Origin of the sequence: Thioalkalivibrio sp. ALE20 (assembly GCF_000381405.1) — a bacterium.
Lineage (GTDB): Bacteria > Pseudomonadota > Gammaproteobacteria > Ectothiorhodospirales > Ectothiorhodospiraceae > Thioalkalivibrio.
In genome coordinates this window covers 304,422-321,475 of sequence record NZ_KB906471.1, presented here as the reverse complement: position 1 = coordinate 321,475, position 17,054 = coordinate 304,422, and the positions used below count along the sequence as shown (strand labels likewise).

Genomic DNA, 17,054 nt, shown 5'->3' with positions numbered 1-17,054 from the left:
CGGCGGCAGCGGCGGAGAAGGGTGCGCAGTGCTTACGGCCGGGCGACGATAGATCGACAGCGTGTTCGGCGTTTCATCGTGCGTTCCCTTGTGGCAGGTCCCGTCATTCTAACGGATCCTCTGTGTCACTCAAGTGCTTGCGTGCGATGCTTGCACCGGTTTGAGCACTCGCGCGAACCTTCCGGCCTGCGTCCGGTCGCTAGGGAAACACTGATCAATGTACACGCTCGCGCTCGAGTCGCTTTTGCGTGCGAACAAGGCGCGGCGACCGCCATGCAGCATTCTGCACAAGGGAGCCGCAACGCCGTGCGCGCGCCCGTTTTTGATCAACAACGGGCGGCCGAGCCCCTTCGGGGTTGGCACGCCAGGTTCCCCGATCCTGCGTTGCGGCCCTTGCCGGTAGAACCACTACCGGCTGCGCACCGCGCCTTGGTTCGGAAAACCTGGCGTGCCAACGCGAGCGTGTACATTGATCAGTGTTTCCCTGGTCTGACCCCGTCTGGAGCCGAGCATGTCTTCGTCGCCGTCCCCATCCGCTGCCCCGTCGCAGGATCCTGTTCTGAACGTGGCCGCGCTGACGTTCGTCTATCCCGGCGCGCCGGAGACGCCGGTGCTGCGCGGGGTGGATCTGACGCTGGCGCCGGGGGAACGGGTGGCGATCGTCGGCGAGAGCGGTTCCGGCAAGTCCACCCTGCTGCACCTGGCCGCGGGGCTGGAGCACCCGGGCGAGGGCGAGGTGCGGCTGGCGGGCACTTCCCTCGGCGCCCTGGACGAGGCCGGCCGCACGCGACTGCGCCGGCGTGTCGCCGGCATCGTGTTCCAGTCGTTCCACCTGATCCCGACTCTGGATGCGCGCGAGAACGTGATGCTGGCACTGGAGCTGGCCGGGCTCCCCGACGACGTTTCCGGCCGCCGGGCGCGGGTCGCGGAGCGTCGCCGGCGTGCGGACGCCGCGCTGGCGGCGGTCGGCCTGGAAGGACTGGGCGGACGCCTGCCCGAAGCCCTCAGCGGCGGGGAACAGCAGCGCGTGGCGATCGCCCGCGCGCTGGTGCACCAGCCGGCCCTGATCCTGGCCGACGAACCGACCGGCAACCTCGATTCGGTGACTGGCGAGTCGGTCTTCTCGCTGCTGCTGGAGCAGGTAGCCACGCATGACAGCGCCCTGCTCCTGGTGACCCACAGCGCGGAACTGGCCCGCCGCCTCGACCGCATCCACACCATGCACGACGGTCTTCTGCGGGAGGGCTGACGGCCATGGGCCTGATCTGGCGGGCGTGGATGCGCGACTGGCGCCGCCGACCCCTGCAGCGGGTGCTGACCCTGCTGGGTGTGGTGATCGCGGTGGCCGTGGTGCTGGCGGTGGATCTGGCCAATCAGTCCGCGCAGAGGGCCTTCGACCGCTCGATGGAGACCGTCGCCGGCACCGCCACCCATCAGGTGCTGGGGCCGCCGGAGGGCTTTGCCGAGGCCCTGTATGCGGAACTGCGCAGCGCCGGTCAGCGGGAGACGGCGCCGGTGGTGGAAGGCGCCGCGCGTCTGGAAGACGGCCGAAGTATCTATCTGCTGGGCGTGGACCCGTTCGCCGAGGGGCCGTTCCGCGGCGCCGCCTCGGACATCGGCGCGGCACCCGTGCAGCGGCTGCTGACCGAGCCCGGGACGGTATTGCCGCCACGCCAGTGGTTCGCGGAGCAGGATGCGGCGGATGGCGACCGGATCGAACTGCAGGCGGCCGGTGGCCGCCACGCGGTGCGGGTACTCGAGGCAGACGGGGCCGGCGAGGACGACGGGCGGGTGTGGGTCACCGACATCGCCACCGCCCAGGTCCTGCTGGGGCGCGACGGGCGCCTCGACCGCATCGACCTGCGGCTGGAGGATGCCGAGGCGCAGCGGGCGATGGAACGCGCATTGGAGCGGGCCGCCGGGGCCGCGGGGGTGAACCCGGAGGAGCTGGAGATCGTTGAGTCCGGGGCGCGCGATCAGGCCTCGCGCGAGCTGGCACGGGCGTTCCGCATCAACCTGACGGCGATGAGCCTGCTGGCGCTGCTGATCGCGGCGTTTCTGGTCTACAACACCCAGACCTTCGCGGTGCTGCGTCGGCGCGAGCTGCTGTCCAGCCTGCGCCTGCTGGGGGCGGGGCGTGGTCGGGTCGTCGCCGTGGTCCTGCTGGAGGCGGCGCTGGTCGGACTGATCGGGACATTGCTGGGGGCGCTGGCGGGGATCGCGCTGGCGCAGGCACTGGTCGCGCAGGTGGCGCAGACCGTCACCGACCATTTCTTTGCCGCGGCGGTCACGCAGGTCACGCCCCGGCCGCTGGCTCTGCTGGCAGTGCTGCCACTGGGGGTGGGCGTGGCGCTGCTGGCCGCGCTGGCCCCGGCGCTGGAGGCGGCCCGCCACGCGGGGCCGTCGGGGCAGGGCGCCGGGGCCGGCGAGGCGCGGGCGCGGCGGCGGGCGAACCGTCTGGCCCTGACCTCCCTCGGCCTGCTGGTCGCCGGCGCCGGAGTGCTCATCACCGGCGTGGCCGGGCTGCCGGGGGCCTTCTTCGGCCTGTTCCTGCTGATTGCCGGTTTCGTGCTGCTGCTGCCCCGGGTCCTCGGCTGGACGCTGCGCGGACTGGCCGCCCTCAGCGCCGGCCGCAGCCTGCCACGGATCGGGCTGCGCAGCCTCGAGCGCAGCCTGTCGCGCAGCGGCCCGGCCGCCTCGGCCCTGACCCTTGCGCTGGCCGCGACCATCGCGGTCTCGGTGATGGTGGGCAGCTTCCGCGGCAGCGTGGAGCAGTGGCTGGCACAGGCCCTGACCTCGGATCTCTACGTGACACCGGTCGCCCCGGCCGCGGCTCGGGATGCCGCGCGCCTGCCGCAGGACTGGGCCGGGCCGCTGTTGAGCGAGTCCGGGGCCGAATCGCTGAGTACCGGTACCACGGTGGAGACCGGCAGCGACGCGGGTCGGGTCGAGCTGTTCGTGGTGCGGCCGCACCCGGACTGGCTGGAACACCTGCCGCTGCTGCAGGTGGATGGTCCCCGGGGCGGGCTGGCGGACCGTCTGGCCGCCGGCGAGGCCGTGCTGGTGACCGAGCCGTTCGCCGCGCACCATGGCCTGCAGGCCGGCGACGGCCTGGAGCTGGCGGTGCCGGGCGGCCGCCGGTCATTCGCGGTGGCAGGGGTCTACCGGGACTATGGCTCGCCTCGGGGGCGGGTAATGATGCCCCATGCGGCGTATGCCCGGGACGGGCCGGCACCGGCGGGCGTGGGTTCGTTCGGGCTGGTGCTGCCGCCGGATGCCGATCCGGAGGCCGCGGCCGAACGCATCGAGGCGTGGCTGGCGGAGCGGGATCCGGCCGCGGTGGTAACGCGGCCCGACACTCTCGAGGAGGAATCCATGGCGATCTTCGACCGGACCTTCGCGGTCACCCACCTGCTGCGGATCATCACCCTCGTAGTAGCCTTCATCGCCATCCTCGGGGCATTGATGGCGCTGCAGATGGAGCGCGCCCGCGAGTTCGCGACGCTGCGCAGCCTGGGGCTGGAACCCCGGGGCGTGCGGGGCCTGGTGCTGCTGCAGGGCGGGGTGCTGGGGCTGTTCGCGGTGCTCGCGGCGATCCCCGGGGGGCTGGGGATGGGCTGGATCCTGATCGAGGTGATCAATCGTCAGGCCTTCGGCTGGGGCATGGACCTGCGCTGGCCGGGACGCGAGGTGGCCGGGACGGTGTTCATCGGCCTCGTGGCCGCCCTGCTGGCCTCGCTGTGGCCGGCCTGGCGCATGGCGCGGATGCGCCTGCTGCCGGCGTTGCGGGAGGTGGCTTGATGGCGGGAATGATGCGCCGAGGACTGGATGTGCTCCGGGAGGGCGCCCCGGGCGTGTTTCTGATGGCCCTGGTGGCGTGCACCGGGGAGCCCCCGGAGCCCGATGCCGGGGTCGACGGGAACGGCGGAGCGCTGCGGGTCGGCGATGCCCTGGGGGTGGAGGATGTCGAGGGCTTCCGCCGGGCCGAGGAGCCGCGCGCGTTCGAGTTCCCGCGAGATCATGGGCCACATCCGGGGTTTCGCAACGAGTGGTGGTATCTGACCGGCAATCTGGAGGGCCCCGACGGCGGCCGCCACGGGTTCCACATCACCTTCTTCCGGGTGGCGCTGGCGCCGGAGCTGGAGGGCGACCCGGCGTTTCACGGGTCGAGCTGGGCCACGCCGCGGCTGTGGATGGCGCATGCCGCGATTCTCGACGTGGAGGGCGACTGGCACGCCTCGGAGGAGCGCTTCGCCCGGGATGCCGCCGGGCTGGCGGGTGCCAGCGAGCCGGTGGGCCGGGTGTGGCTGGAGGACTGGGTGCTGACCGGCCTGGCGGGCGACACCTGGGACCTGCGGTTCACGGTGGACGGGCGCGAACTGGAGCTGGAGCTGGAACCGGAGCGCGCCCCGGTGCTGCAGGGCGAGGCAGGGCTGAGCCAGAAGGGGCCGGAGCCGGGCAATGCGTCCTACTACTATTCCGTCCCTCGGATCGCCGCGCGCGGCACCCTGCGCGATGCGGACGGGGCGGAACGGGCGCTTTCGGGGCAGGCCTGGCTGGACCGCGAATGGAGCAGCGGCGCCCTGGCCGAGGGCCAGATCGGCTGGAACTGGTTTGCCCTGCAGTTCGACGACGGGAGCGACCTGATGTACTACCAGCTGCGGCGCGATGACGGCACGCCCCATGAGCTTTCGAAGGGCCGCTGGATGCCGGCCGATGCCCGGGATCACGAGCTGCGCCCGGAACACGTGGAGCTCGAACCGCTGCGGCATGCGCGCATGCCTTCGGGGAACCGTTACCCGGTGGTGTGGGCGATGACGGTCACGCCGCCGGATGGCAGCGCGCCCCGGCGTTTCCGCGTGGAAGCGGTGCGGGAATTTCAGGAAATGGATACGGTCATTCCCTACTGGGAAGGCGCGGTGGACATCCGTGACCGGGAGGGCGAGCTCCTGGGCCGTGGCTTCGTGGAACTGACCGGCTATGAACGCGAGGACGAGGAATGAACGGAATGACCGGTGGCAACGCGGATGCCCTGCGGGTGAAGGTCTGGGACTGGCCGACGCGGGTCTTTCACTGGGGACTGCTGCTGTGCCTGGTGGGGCTGTGGTACACCAGCACCGAATTCATGCTGTTCCGGTGGCACAAGTGGCTGGGTTACACCGTGCTGGGGCTGCTGCTGTTCCGCATCGTCTGGGGCTTTGTCGGCAGCGAGACGGCGCGGTTTCGCCACTGGCTGGCGGGGCCGGTGACGGTCGCGCGCTACGCATGGGGCCGGCTGCGCGGCACGGCACCCGAATACCTCGGCCACAACCCGCTGGGTGGCTGGGCGATCCTGCTGATGCTGGTGCTGCTGCTGGTGCAGGCGGTGACCGGACTGTTCGCCAATGACGACATCTTCAACCAGGGGCCGCTGGCCGATTCCGTCAGCCGAGACGTCGAACGTACGATGACACGGCTGCACAACTGGAACTTCGATCTGTTGCTGATCGTGATCGGCATCCACGTGCTGGCCGTGTTCACCTATCAGTTCATCCTGCGGATCCGCCTGATCGGCGCGATGATTACCGGCTACAAGCGCGGGGCCTGGTCGGACCACCCGCACATCGCGAACCCCTGGTTCGGACTGGTGCTGGTGCTGATGGTGGCCGCACTGGTGTTCGGGGTCGGGTCCGTCTGGGGGTAACCGGTTGTGGGAGATTGCTTGCAAGCGAAACGGGCTGCTGCCGGGCCTGACCGCTGCCGCGAGGCCTTGAGCTGGCGCTGCGGAGTCGGCGGCTTTGGCTACCGCCGGGGGTTGCGCTCTCTCGCGAGCGCGCCGCGAGGTCCTTTCTTGCTTGCCCAAGAAAGGACCCAAAGAAGGGCACCCGGAGCTCGCCCGGGAACCTTGCTCCGGGCGCCTCGCGCCGGCGGCGCCGAACTCGCGAAGCTGCGCTTCGCTCAGACAAGCAGCGCCTTTTCTCCCGCGCCCGACCTCTGCGCTCGGTGCGGCAAACGGGGCTGGAGGACCACCGCCCGTTCCTTTTTCGCCAGGCGGGCAGACCGGGGCTGTGAACGCCCCGGCCGAGACCAGGACCGTTGGCAACCGATTGTGCCGGATCGGCGAGAGGGCTCGCCTCCTACCGTGTTGACGCCTGCCCCCGCAGGAGGCCGGCCCTCCGGCCGATCGGGGCCGGGATGCCGTGTCGCATGGGAAGATGTCGCCCCCAAAGGACACCACGAGCCTTCGGTTCGCTTGCAAGCAAGCTCCCACAGTCACTGTTGCATACCCGGCACCGGGAGGGTGCCCGGGTAGGGCCATGGGCATGCCCTGCCGAGCCACATGATCTTCTTCCATCAGGGTTTCGGGTGGAGCTTCTGCCCACACGCGATTCCTTTTAAGGATGGACGGGAATGAGCTCTGCGAAGGGCCCGTACCAAAGCTTGAATCCGTTGGTGCACCGGACCGCCGCTGCATCAGGAACCGGGGAATGCACGATTCGGGCGCCCCACGATCAGCCGGGCCGGGACCGGGGCACCAATGGCCGGAGCGCCTCCGGTTTACCCCCCTCCCGTTGCGAGCCCCTTGCGGAGGGTGCCTCGCGCCGGAAACAAGGCGCCGGCTGTCTGAGCGAAGCGTAGCTTCGCGAGTTCGGCGCCGCCGGCGCGGGGCACCCGGAGCAAGGTTCCCGGGCGAGCTCCGGGTGCCCTTCTTTGGGTCCTTTCTTGGGCAAGCAAGAAAGGACCTCGCGGCGCGCTCGCGAGAGAGCGCACCCCCGGCGGCAGCCAAAACCGCCGACTCTGCAGCGCCAGCTCAAGGCCCGCGGCAGCGATCAAGCACAGGCAGTAGCCCGAAGCGCCGCGGCAGCGGTCGGGTAGCAGCTCCTGTTCGCTTGCAAGCAAGCTCCTGCAGCCTTTGCCGGGTGCCGGGTGCCGGGTGCCGGGTGCCGGGTGCCGGGTGCCGGGGCCGGGGGGCGGCACCGGGCGGCGAGCACCGCGCCGGCGTTACATCGCGCGGATGCGTTCGCGTTGCGTGGCGAGCTGCTCGCGGGTGGCCTGCATCTCGGCGACGCGGTCGCGCTCCTTCTGCACCACCTCGGCCGGGGCGCGGTCGACGAAGCTCTCGTTGGACAGGCGTTTCTCGCTCTGCTCGAGGTTCTTGTCGAGCTTGTCGATCTCCTTGTCCAGGCGGGCGAGCTCGGCGTCCTTGTCGATCAGGCCGGCCAGGGGGATCAGCAGCTGCATCTCGTCGACCAGGGCCATGGCGGATTCCGGGGCCTCGTCGGCGGCGTCCAGCCAGGTGACGTCCTCGGGCTTGCCGAGGAATTCCAGCAGGGCGCGGTGGCGCTGATAGCGCTCCCGGTCGGCGTCGCTCCAGTTCTTCACCAGCACCGGCAGCGGCTTGCCCGGGGCGATGTCCATCTCCGCACGGATCCGGCGCAGGCCGGTGATGAAGTCCTTGACCCAGTCGAGCTCGGCGGTGGCGGTGGCATCGCGCGGGAATCCGTCCTGCGCCGGCCAGGGGCGCTGCACCAGGAACTCGACGTCGTCGCCGATGCCGGCGTGCGGCTTCGCACTGGTCCAGATCGCCTCGGTGATGAACGGGATCACCGGGTGCAGCAGGCGCAGCAGGGCCTCGAGCACAGTGACCAGCGTATTGCGCGTGGCGCGCTTGACCGCCTCCGGCGTGGCGTCGTCGTTCAGCACCGGCTTGGTCAGCTCCAGGTACCAGTCGCAGTAGTCGTGCCAGGTGAACTCGTAGAGCGTCTGGGCGGCGAGGTCGAAGCGGTAGGCGTCGAGCTGCTGCGTGGCGGTCGCGGCGGTTTCGGCCAGGCGGTCGAGGATCCAGCGATCGGCGAGGGTGCGGTGCTCTGCCGTGTCGTCCGCGGCCGAGCAGTCGTGGCCCTCGACGTTCATCAGCACGAAGCGCGAGGCATTCCACAGCTTGTTGCAGAAGTTGCGGTAGCCCTCGATGCGGCCGAGGTCGAACTTGATGTCGCGCCCGGTGGTGGCCAGCGCGGCCAGGGTGAAGCGCAGGGCATCGGTTCCGAACGCGGGGAAGCCGTCGGGGAAGGCCTTGCGCGTGGTCTTCTCGATCTTCTTCGCCATCTGCGGCTGCATCAGGCCCCGGGTGCGCTTGGCCACCAGGTCGTCGGCGCTGATGCCGTCAATGAGATCAATCGGGTCGATCACGTTGCCCTTGGACTTGGACATCTTCTGGCCTTCCGAGTCGCGGATCAGGCCGGTGACGTAGACTTCGCGGAAGGGCACGTCGCCCATGAAGTGCTCGCCCATCATGATCATGCGGGCGACCCAGAAGAAGATGATGTCGAAGCCGGTGACCAGCACGCTGGTCGGGTAGAAGTCGCGCAGTTCCGGCGTCTCCTGCGGCCAGCCGAGGGTGGAGAACGGCCACAGCGCCGAGCTGAACCAGGTGTCGAGCACGTCCTCGTCCTGTTCCAGCGCCACCTCGGTGCCCAGGCCGTGCTTCTCGCGCACCTCGTCCTCGGAGCGCCCGACATACACGTTGCCATCGCTATCGTACCAGGCCGGGATACGGTGGCCCCACCAGATCTGGCGCGAGATGCACCAGTCCTCGATGTTGCGCATCCACTCGAAGTAGGTCTTCGACCAGTTCTCCGGCACGAAGCGGATGCGGCCGTCCTCCACCGCCTTGATCGCCGGTTCGGCCAGCGGGCCGGCCTTCACGTACCACTGGTCGGTCAGATAGGGCTCGACCACGGTGCCGGAGCGGTCGCCACGCGGGACCATCAGGCGGTGGTCCTCGGTCTTTTCCAGCAGGCCGAGGTGATCCAGATCGGCCACCACGCGCTTGCGGGCCTCATAGCGGTCCAGTCCGCGGTAGGCCTCGGGCACGTTGTCGTTCAGGCAGGCATCGATGGTCAGGATGTTGATCACCGGCAGGTCGTGACGCTGGCCCATCGCGTAGTCGTTGAAGTCGTGCGCCGGGGTGATCTTCACGCAGCCGGAGCCGAACTCGGACTCGACGTAGTCGTCGGCGATGATCGGGATCTCGCGCCCGACCAGCGGCAGGCGGATGGTCCTGCCGATCAGGTGGCGGTAGCGCTCGTCCTCCGGGTGCACCGCGACGGCGGTGTCGCCCAGCATGGTCTCCGGGCGCGTGGTGGCCACGGTCAGGTGCCCGGAGCCGTCGGCCAGCGGATAGCGGAAGTGCCACAGATGGCCGTTTTCCTCCTCCGACAGCACCTCCAGGTCGGACAGCGCGGTGTGCAGTACCGGGTCCCAGTTGACCAGGCGCTTGCCGCGGTAGATCAGGCCCTCGTCAAACAGGCGCACGAAGACCTCGAGCACTGCCTCGGAGAGCCCGTCGTCCATGGTGAAGCGCTCGCGCGACCAGTCCACCGAATCGCCCAGCCGGCGCATCTGCCGGGTGATGGTCCCGCCGGATTCGTTCTTCCAGTCCCAGACCGCGCGGACGAACTCCTCGCGCCCGAGGTCGTGGCGGGTCTTTTCCTGCGCCGCCAGCTGGCGCTCGACCACCATCTGCGTGGCGATCCCGGCGTGGTCGGTCCCGCCCTGCCACAGGGTGCGGTCGCCGTGCATGCGCCGGTAGCGGATCAGGGTGTCCATCAGCGTGTGCTGGAACGCATGCCCCATGTGCAGCGTGCCGGTCACGTTCGGTGGCGGCAGCAGGATGCAGTAGTTGGCCTCGCCCGTCTCCGGCGGCGCGAAGATGTTCGCGGCCTCCCAGCGTTCGTACTGGGCCTGTTCGATGCTCTTGGGGTCGAAGCTCTTGTCCATGGTCGGGCCGGGCTCGGGGTGTGGATGGCAAAGCCGCGCATTATAACGAGGGATGCAGTTCGTGACCCGTTTTCCTGCGCGGCCTGTCGAAACCCTCGGCCCGTGTGCGAGAATAAGTCGAACGTGATGACCGCTGAGTGTGGCGGGCCTGTGCGCCGCAACCGGATAACAACGAGGAGAAAGACCGATGTTCACGAAAGGAAAGATTGCTGCCGCCGTGGGCGGTGCCCTGATGCTGGTCGGTGGCCTGTCCGTGGCCCAGGCCGACACCTTCCACGGCGGATACGTCGGTGGCCAGCTGGTGATCGTGGACTACGATTTTGATGTGGATCCCGGTCCCTCCCTGTCCGACACCGACGTGGGCATCGGTGGCGTGATCGGTACCGGCACCACGGAGAACAATTACTACCTGGGCGTGGAGCTCGACTTCTGGCTGGATCAGGCCGACGACTCGACCACCTGGAACGGTGTGGATTACGACGTGGATGTGAAGCACAGCTATGGCGTGAACCTGCGTCTCGGCCGGGTCTTCAACGACGACCTGCTGGTCTACGGTCTGCTCGGGTACCAGGGCACCAAGGCCAAGGTGTCCGCCGACGGGCTCGGGTCGGATTCCGAGACGTACGAGGGCGGTCGCGGTGGCGTGGGTGTCGAGTACCAGCTCGAGAACCGCATGTTCTTCCGCGGCGAGTATTCGCAGACCTTCCACGGAGACGAAACCGTGCTTGGCGGGGTCGATGTGGATCCGGATTCCTGGCAGGTGAAGGGCGCGATCGGTTACCGCTTCTGAAGCCCCACGGGGCAGGACCGGAATGAAGGGGCCCCGCGCGCCAGGGTGGCGTGCGGGGCCCGTTGTATCGGGGCATTCCGGTGCCCCGTGAGCGGGTTGCGGGATCAGCCGCTGACCCACTCATCGCACCAGCCGCCCGCGGCGACGTTGACGCCCTGGAAATCGGCGTGATGGCATCCGCCGTTGCCGTCCCAGAAGGCGCAGTTGTCGCAGCGCTCGCCCTCGGAGTAGTCCGGGTGATCGGCGTTGGCGGCATCCGCCACGTAGTTGTGGGCGTGTCCGTCCTCGGCCATGGGATTGGCCGTGGCCACGGACATGCCGGCCATGCTCACGACCGGGATGGTGGCGAAGGCCGCGGAGGCGCGGCGGAGAAAGGTACGGCGGCTGATATCGGTCTTGTCGGACATGGTTCCGACCTCCTTCCTGGTAGTTTTCTTGTGACGGGCATCTCTGCGGATGCCGTCGCTACCTTGCATCCATTGTCCGCGTGAGTTCTACGTGAATGGACCACATTTCCACTCGAATCGAAGGGATTCATGATCCAGCTCAAAGGTCGGGTCAGGGGAGGGGCATCGCCTGCCAACGGATCTCACATGGAGTGGTGTTCCAGCGGATAGCCGCGGTCGCGGAAGTAGCGCCAGCGGGCGCGACCGGCGGCGCGGCCGGCTTCGTCGCCGCCGACGATGTCGGCCACGCGTTCGAAACGCCCGCAGTATTCGGGGACCTCGGCGGCCAGGTTCACCAGCACGTCGCAGTGGGTGGTCGGGGCACGGGAATCGTGCAGGGTCACCGGCACGTCGGCGGCGTCTACCTCGGTGGCGTGGGGCAGGAAGGCGGTGTCGCGGAAGGTCCACAGCCATTCGTCCAGGCTCTGTGTCAGGGCCGGGTCCCCGGTGTGGACGTGGACCCGGTGGCCCTGGCGCGAGGCCTTCTCGGCCAGCCTGCAGGCCAGCCGCAGGCGCGCGTCAGGCTGCGCATCCTGCAGCAGGTAGAAGGTGACGCGGGTCATGTGCCGGCGAGCCTCAGGCCTGGTCCAGCAGGTACTGCATCAGCATCGGGACCGGACGGCCGGTCGCGCCCTTTTCCTTGCCGCTCTTCCAGGCCACCCCGGCGATGTCGACGTGCGCCCAGGTGTAGTCCTCGGTGTAGCGCGAGAGGAAGCAGCCGGCGGTGATGGTGCCCGCCGGGCGGCCGCCGATGTTGGCCATGTCGGCGAAGTTGCTCTTGAGCTGTTCCTGGTACTCCGGCCACAGCGGGAGTTGCCAGCCGCGGTCGCCGGTTTCCTCGCCGGCCTGCTGCAGCTGCCGGACCAGACGGTCGTCGTTGCCCAGCAGCGCGGCTCCCTGGTGGCCCAGGGCGATGATGCAGGCGCCGGTGAGGGTGGCGATGTCGATCACCGCCTTTGGCTTGTAGCGCTCCACCCAGGTCAGGGCGTCGGCCAGCACCAGACGGCCTTCGGCGTCGGTGTTGAGGATCTCGACGGTCTGCCCGGACAGGGTGTGGATGATGTCGCCGGGGCGGGTGGCGCGGCCGTCCGGCATGTTCTCCGCGCTGGTGACCACGCCGACCACGTTGATCGGCAGGCCCAGTTCGCACGCCGCCTCGATCACCCCGAACACGCTGGCGGCGCCGCACATGTCGTATTTCATCTCGTCCATCTCGGCGCCCGGCTTGAGCGAGATGCCGCCGGTGTCGAAGGTGATGCCCTTGCCGACGAACACCACCGGGGCATCGTCCTTGTTGCCGCCGCGGTATTCCATCGCGATCAGGCGCGGCGGGCGCTCGGACCCCTGGCCGACGGCGAGGATGGCCCCGGCGCCCAGGGCCTCCAGCTCGTGTTCGTCGAGCACCGTGGTCTCGAGACGGTCATACTGTTCGGCCAGCCGGCAGGCGGTGTCGGCGAGGGATTCGGGATAGCAGACGTTGGGCGGGGTGTTGCCCAGGTCCTTCGCCCGGTTCATGCCGGTGACGATGGCCGCGGCCTCGCTGCAGGCCTTCTTCGCCGCATCGGCGTGGCCGCGGTCCACGGCAAACTGGACCTTTTCGAGCTTGACGGGGCGGGTCTCTTCCTTGCCCTTGAACTCGAAGAAGCGATAGGCGGCGTCGCCGATGGCGGTGATCAGGGTGCGCAGGGTCCAGGCGATATCCTTGCCGCGCGGGACGAAGTCCTCCACCGCGATCACCGCGCTGTCGGCCGGGCGCTCCACCAGCGCGGTGGCGAGGGTCTGGCAGGCCTTGCGCGCAGCGCGGGCGTCGTAGTCCTTCTTCGCGCCCAGGCCGATCAGCAGCGCGGAACCCTTGCGCCCGGTTCCGGGCACCAGCAGGCGCGAGCCGGCGTCGCCGTCCATCTCGCCGGCCTTGAGCAGGGCTGCGAGGTCGCCGTCGCGGGCCGCATCCAGGTCCCGTGCGCCCGGGGCCGGCTTGCGCCGGTGGCTGACGGCGGCGGCGCGGATCCCGGCGCGGGGTTTGTCGACGGCGGAGGTGGTGACGGAGAATTGCATGGGCGCCTCGCGGGATGAAATGAATGTTTTCCAGTGATACTACCAGCGCGCCGCCGGGGCGCACTACGCACACCGGCGACGTGGATACGGGCCGCGCATGATCCTGCGCCGGGCCGAGCGCTTCGTTGCGCGCGAACTCCTGGTGACCCAGGCGGCGGTCACCGTGGTGCTGCTGCTGGTGATCGTCGGCGGGGTGCTCGCGCGGGTGCTGCAGGACGTGGCCGAGGGCAGCGTGCCGGCGGATTTCCTGCCGGCACTGGTGGGCTTCGGCGCGTTCAAGGGCATCGTCTACCTGTGGCCGGTGGCGCTGTTTCTGGGGTTCATGCTGGTGCTCGGCCGCATGCAGCGCGACAGCGAACTGATCGCGCTGCAGTCGGGCGGGATGTCGTTTGCGGCGCTGTATCGTGCCCTGTTCCTGGTCGCCGGACCGGCGGCGATCCTGCTGGCGGCGCTGATGAACACCGTGGTGCCCTGGACCGAGGGCGAGGTGGACCGCATGCGCGATCTCGCCGACCAGCGCTCGGATCTGGTGGGGATCGCGCCGGGGCAGTTCCTGGAGTCGCGCGTGGGGGATCAGGTGTTCTTCGCCGAACGCCTGAGCGATGACCGCGAGGCGCTGGAGGAGGTCTTCATCTACCGCGAGGTGGACGGCGAGGCGCAGGTCACGGTGGCCGCGCGTGCGATCCCCGATCCCGGTGCCGAGGGCAGCGGCTTCCTGGTGCTGGAGGACGGCTACCGCTACGTCGGCACCCCGGGCAGCGGGGCCTTCCGCATGCTGGAATTCGAACGCCTGCGCACGCAGATCACCGAGCCCGACCCGGGCGCCGAGCGGCGCAGCCTGGAGGCGCACTCCACGCCGGAGCTGTGGGCCGAGCGGGACGACCACGAGGTGCGTGCGGAGCTGGAGTGGCGCTTCGCCATGCCGCTGTCGATCGTGGTCCTGACGCTGATCGCCCTGCCGCTGTCGCTGGTGCCGCCGCGCAGCGGGCGCTACGCGCGCATCCCCGCGGCGATCGGGGTGTACGTGCTGTATGCCAACTTCCTGATCCTGGGGCAGGGGCAGCTGGCGGACGGCCAGGTGCCCGTGGCCGTGGGGCTGTGGTGGGCGCACGGCGCGATGCTCGTGCTGTGGCTGCTGCTGGCCTGGCGCAAGGGCCTGCTGCGTCGGCCGCGCCGGGGTGCGGGCCCGCCGGCGGGGGAGCCGGCATGACCACGATCCTGGGGCGCTACATCATCCGCCAGGTGCTGCTGGGGACCGCGCTGGCGGCGCTGCTGCTGGTTGCGCTGGATGCGGTGTTCGCGCTGATCGACGAGCTGCGGGACATCGGCCGCGGCGATTACGGCGTGGCGCAGGCGCTGATGTACGTGGCCCTGACGCTGCCGCGGCGGATGTACGAGATGATGCCGCCGGCAGCGCTGCTCGGTGGTCTCCTGCTGCTGGGCAACCTCGCGGCGGGCAGCGAGCTGACGGCCATGCGCGCCGCCGGGATGACCGTCGGGCGGTTCGTCGGCTGGGTCATGCAGGGCGGGCTGATCGTGGTGCTGGCGATGGTCGCGATCGGCGAGTTCGTCGCGCCGGTGGCGGAGAACCGCGCGCAGAACCTCAAGGCGACCGCCTTCGACCGCGAACTGAGCGTTGGCTCGATGGGGCTGTGGGCGCGCGACGGGCGGCGCATCGTGCATGCCGAGGCCGTGCTGCCGGATGACCGGCTGGCGGGCGTGCGCGTGATCGAACTGGGCGAGGACCGGCGCCCGCGGGTGATCACCCGGGCCGCGGGTGCGCGTTACACGGACGGCGAGTGGTGGCTGGAGGACGTGGAACGCTCGCGCCCGGATTTCGACGGGGTAGTGACGGAACATGCCGAGGAGGAACGCGTGGACCGCCTGATCGCCCCGGAGTACTTCTCGGTGCTGGTGGTGGAACCCGCGCAGATGGGAGCGCGCGACCTGCATCGTTACATCCAGTACCTGCAGGAAAACCGCCTGGATTCGGCGCCCTACGAGGTGGCCTTCTGGCAGCGCCTGACCCTGCCGGCCTCGACCTGGGTGATGCTGCTGCTGGCGATCCCGTTCCTGTTCGGGTCGCAGCGCGAAGGCGGGGCCGGGCGTCGGCTGTTCGTGGGGATCGCGATCGGGGTGTCGTTCGCGATCGTGATGCGGGCGATGACCCATGTCGGACTGGTGTTCGCGCTGCCGCCGGTGCTGGCGGCCAGTGTGCCGGTGCTGCTGTTCCTGGTAGCGGGGCTGCTGGGGCTGCGGCGCGTGGCATGATGTGACGCGGATTATCGACGACGGGAGAACGACGCAATGAGAGCAGGCGGAAGACCGTCCCGGACCGGGCGCGCGGGACAACTCCTGTGGCTGCTGCTGGTAGCCGGCATGCTGGCCGCCTGTGGCAGCCCGGGGCCCACCGATCTCGATCCGCTGCCGCGCTCGGCCACGGTGCTGGTGTTCGGGGACAGTGTGACCCACGGAACCGGCGCCGGTGATGGCGAGGACTTTCCGACGCGTCTGGAGGCGATCACCGGCTGGGCCGTCATCAACGACGGTGTGCCCGGCGATCGGGCGGATACCGCACGCGGGCGCATCGAGGACAGCCTGGTCGAACATGAACCGGATCTGGTCATCCTCGAGCTCGGCGGCAACGACTTCCTGCGCGGGCGCCAGCCGGCGGACGTGAAGGAGGATCTGCGGGTACTGATCGGATACGTGCGCGACCACGGGGCGCAGCCGCTGCTGATCGGCGTGCCCGAGGCCTCGGCCCTGGGGGCCGCTACCGGGCGGCTCAGTGACGACGCGATCTATCGCGAGCTGGCGCGCGAGGAGGACGTGCCACTGATCGAGGGGGTGCTGGCCGGGGTGCTGAACGACGCGGATCTGCGTGCGGACCGCATCCACCCGAACGCGGACGGCTATGCACGCATGGCCGAGGAGATCGCCGACGGGCTGATGGAGGTCGGGCTGTGGCTGGGACGCCGAGCCCCGTGAGCGGATGACGGGGCGCGGGTGACCGCGCGCGATCAGCCGCCCCCGGAGTCCTGTTCGTCCTGGTTTTCTTTCCAGCGCGGACGCTTGAGCGGCCGCGTGCGCATCAGCACGGTGGAGGACAGCCAGTCGTGCAGCATCCAGCGCTGCGGGTGCAGGGCACTGGCGCCCAGGGCGAGAACCCCCAGCGCGGTCATCAGCGCGGTCATCCAGTCGCCGTGCTCGCGCGCCAGATGGATCGCCATCAGGATGAACATCCACTGCGAGATCCCCACCAGGAAACGCAGCGTGGCCTGCCAGGAGGTGATCCGGCTGTCATCCTCGCTGCGCACCACCAGGTTCCAGGTCTGCATCCCGAGGGTCTGTCCGGTCCGGCGCCAGAAGCCGTAGAAAAAGGCCCAGGCGGCGAAGATGTTGAGGGTCAGCTGGACCTGCCAGAAGAACACGTCCAGCAGGTTCCACAACGGCAGGGTCACCAGCCCCAGCACCAGCCAGATGGCCAGTACCAGCAGGCTGTCATAGAGCAGTGCGCCGAAGCGCAGCAGCAGGCCGACGGGGCGGGAGTCGCGTTCGGGAGCGGGGATGTCGTTCATGGGGTCTCGCTGGTCACTGCGCGGAAGATTGCGTAGTCTTGCGGTATGTCGCGACGGTTTCAACGTATCCCGCTCGAATTTCCGGCCCGGCTCGAGCTGGATGGCCGGACATGCCCGGTGCGCGTGCTCGACATCTCGTTGCGTGGAGTGCTGGTGGAATGCGAGGGGCTCGAACCGCTCGCCCCGGGCACGCCCGGTCAGGTGGACATCCCGCTCAGTGACGAGGCCCGCATCGCGTTCGAGGGCAAGGTGCGCTGGCAGCAGGGCGAGCGGCTGGGGCTGGAGATCGCCGCCATGCCGCTGGAATCCGCCGGGCACCTGCGGCGCCTGGTGGAGCTGAACCTGGGCGACGAGGCACTGCTGGAGCGTGAGTTCGCCGCCATGGTCGCCGAGCCGCCGGGCGAGGATGACCCGGGCAGTTGATCC

The 17,054-nt window shown here is 69.5% G+C and carries 14 protein-coding genes; 9 read left to right on the top strand and 5 right to left on the bottom strand.

The features are described from left to right. Positions 1–565 precede the first annotated feature (565 nt). From F790_RS0101585 to F790_RS0101570, 4 genes are read left to right on the top strand one after another with little or no spacing between them, the layout of a single operon-like run. Positions 566–1,249 (top strand): ABC transporter ATP-binding protein, encoded by a 684-nt coding sequence (locus tag F790_RS0101585; protein WP_019590676.1) that lies wholly within the window; start codon positions 566–568, stop codon positions 1,247–1,249. A gap of 5 nt (positions 1,250–1,254) precedes the next feature. Beyond that, on the top strand, positions 1,255–3,801 hold the full coding sequence (locus F790_RS0101580) for an ABC transporter permease (RefSeq protein WP_019590675.1): 2,547 nt from the start codon (positions 1,255–1,257) through the stop codon (positions 3,799–3,801). Beyond that, positions 3,801–5,003: a lipocalin-like domain-containing protein gene (locus F790_RS0101575; RefSeq protein ID WP_019590674.1), complete on the top strand. Its 1,203-nt coding sequence runs from the start codon at positions 3,801–3,803 to the stop codon at positions 5,001–5,003. The genes F790_RS0101580 and F790_RS0101575 overlap by 1 nt, the downstream gene beginning before the upstream one ends. 5 nt (positions 5,004–5,008) lie before the next feature. Continuing rightward, complete coding sequence (locus tag F790_RS0101570) at positions 5,009–5,683, top strand: cytochrome b/b6 domain-containing protein (protein ID WP_019021174.1); 675 nt, start codon at positions 5,009–5,011, stop codon at positions 5,681–5,683. A 1,298-nt stretch (positions 5,684–6,981) separates the two neighbouring features. On the opposite strand, the gene F790_RS0101565 is transcribed toward F790_RS0101570, so the two are convergent. Further along, positions 6,982–9,759 carry a valine--tRNA ligase gene (locus F790_RS0101565; protein ID WP_019590673.1) on the bottom strand — a complete coding sequence of 926 codons (2,778 nt, stop codon included), beginning with the start codon at positions 9,757–9,759 and terminating at the stop codon, positions 6,982–6,984. Between the two features lie 187 nt (positions 9,760–9,946). Between F790_RS0101565 and F790_RS0101560 the strand changes: the two genes are divergently transcribed. Next, positions 9,947–10,549 carry an outer membrane protein gene (locus tag F790_RS0101560; RefSeq protein ID WP_019021172.1) on the top strand — a complete coding sequence of 201 codons (603 nt, stop codon included), beginning with the start codon at positions 9,947–9,949 and terminating at the stop codon, positions 10,547–10,549. A 104-nt stretch (positions 10,550–10,653) separates the two neighbouring features. Here the strand turns inward: F790_RS0101560 and F790_RS0101555 are convergent, their stop codons facing one another. The 3 genes from F790_RS0101555 to F790_RS0101545 form a co-directional block, all read right to left on the bottom strand. Continuing rightward, positions 10,654–10,956 carry a high-potential iron-sulfur protein gene (locus F790_RS0101555; protein ID WP_019590672.1) on the bottom strand — a complete coding sequence of 101 codons (303 nt, stop codon included), beginning with the start codon at positions 10,954–10,956 and terminating at the stop codon, positions 10,654–10,656. A gap of 182 nt (positions 10,957–11,138) precedes the next feature. After that, positions 11,139–11,558 (bottom strand): DNA polymerase III subunit chi, encoded by a 420-nt coding sequence (locus F790_RS0101550; protein WP_019589340.1) that lies wholly within the window; start codon positions 11,556–11,558, stop codon positions 11,139–11,141. A 13-nt stretch (positions 11,559–11,571) separates the two neighbouring features. Then, positions 11,572–13,050 (bottom strand): leucyl aminopeptidase, encoded by a 1,479-nt coding sequence (locus F790_RS0101545; RefSeq protein ID WP_019590671.1) that lies wholly within the window; start codon positions 13,048–13,050, stop codon positions 11,572–11,574. Between the two features lie 97 nt (positions 13,051–13,147). On the opposite strand from F790_RS0101545, the gene lptF reads away from it, so the two are divergent. The 3 genes from lptF to F790_RS0101530 are packed head-to-tail and all read left to right on the top strand — an operon-like array spanning position 13,148 to position 16,038. Further along, on the top strand, positions 13,148–14,260 hold the full coding sequence (gene lptF, locus F790_RS0101540) for an LPS export ABC transporter permease LptF (protein ID WP_018869924.1): 1,113 nt from the start codon (positions 13,148–13,150) through the stop codon (positions 14,258–14,260). After that, positions 14,257–15,321, top strand: coding sequence for an LPS export ABC transporter permease LptG (gene lptG, locus F790_RS0101535; RefSeq protein WP_019590670.1), 1,065 nt, complete (start codon positions 14,257–14,259; stop codon positions 15,319–15,321). The genes lptF and lptG overlap by 4 nt, the downstream gene beginning before the upstream one ends. Positions 15,322–15,357: 36 nt before the next feature. Further along, a complete protein-coding gene (locus F790_RS0101530) occupies positions 15,358–16,038 on the top strand; it encodes a GDSL-type esterase/lipase family protein (RefSeq protein ID WP_038030301.1) in 681 nt (226 codons plus the stop codon). Between the two features lie 32 nt (positions 16,039–16,070). Here the strand turns inward: F790_RS0101530 and F790_RS0101525 are convergent, their stop codons facing one another. Further along, positions 16,071–16,628, bottom strand: coding sequence for an RDD family protein (locus tag F790_RS0101525; protein WP_019590669.1), 558 nt, complete (start codon positions 16,626–16,628; stop codon positions 16,071–16,073). 45 nt (positions 16,629–16,673) lie between these two features. On the opposite strand from F790_RS0101525, the gene F790_RS0101520 reads away from it, so the two are divergent. Then, positions 16,674–17,051 carry a PilZ domain-containing protein gene (locus tag F790_RS0101520; RefSeq protein WP_018869921.1) on the top strand — a complete coding sequence of 126 codons (378 nt, stop codon included), beginning with the start codon at positions 16,674–16,676 and terminating at the stop codon, positions 17,049–17,051. The last annotated feature ends 3 nt before the right edge of the window (positions 17,052–17,054 follow it).

What these genes read in the sequence shown, in the direction of transcription:
- F790_RS0101580 (WP_019590675.1), top strand. Translation starts at nt 1,255, where the DNA reads ATGGGCCTGATCTGGCGGGCGTGGATGCGCGACTGGCGCCGCCGACCC.
- F790_RS0101575 (WP_019590674.1), top strand. Translation starts at nt 3,801, where the DNA reads ATGGCGGGAATGATGCGCCGAGGACTGGATGTGCTCCGGGAGGGCGCC.
- F790_RS0101570 (WP_019021174.1), top strand. Translation starts at nt 5,009, where the DNA reads ATGACCGGTGGCAACGCGGATGCCCTGCGGGTGAAGGTCTGGGACTGG.
- F790_RS0101565 (WP_019590673.1), bottom strand. Translation starts at nt 9,759, where the DNA reads ATGGACAAGAGCTTCGACCCCAAGAGCATCGAACAGGCCCAGTACGAA.
- F790_RS0101560 (WP_019021172.1), top strand. Translation starts at nt 9,947, where the DNA reads ATGTTCACGAAAGGAAAGATTGCTGCCGCCGTGGGCGGTGCCCTGATG.
- F790_RS0101555 (WP_019590672.1), bottom strand. Translation starts at nt 10,956, where the DNA reads ATGTCCGACAAGACCGATATCAGCCGCCGTACCTTTCTCCGCCGCGCC.
- F790_RS0101550 (WP_019589340.1), bottom strand. Translation starts at nt 11,558, where the DNA reads ATGACCCGCGTCACCTTCTACCTGCTGCAGGATGCGCAGCCTGACGCG.
- F790_RS0101545 (WP_019590671.1), bottom strand. Translation starts at nt 13,050, where the DNA reads ATGCAATTCTCCGTCACCACCTCCGCCGTCGACAAACCCCGCGCCGGG.
- lptF (WP_018869924.1), top strand. Translation starts at nt 13,148, where the DNA reads ATGATCCTGCGCCGGGCCGAGCGCTTCGTTGCGCGCGAACTCCTGGTG.
- lptG (WP_019590670.1), top strand. Translation starts at nt 14,257, where the DNA reads ATGACCACGATCCTGGGGCGCTACATCATCCGCCAGGTGCTGCTGGGG.
- F790_RS0101530 (WP_038030301.1), top strand. Translation starts at nt 15,358, where the DNA reads ATGAGAGCAGGCGGAAGACCGTCCCGGACCGGGCGCGCGGGACAACTC.
- F790_RS0101525 (WP_019590669.1), bottom strand. Translation starts at nt 16,628, where the DNA reads ATGAACGACATCCCCGCTCCCGAACGCGACTCCCGCCCCGTCGGCCTG.
- F790_RS0101520 (WP_018869921.1), top strand. Translation starts at nt 16,674, where the DNA reads ATGTCGCGACGGTTTCAACGTATCCCGCTCGAATTTCCGGCCCGGCTC.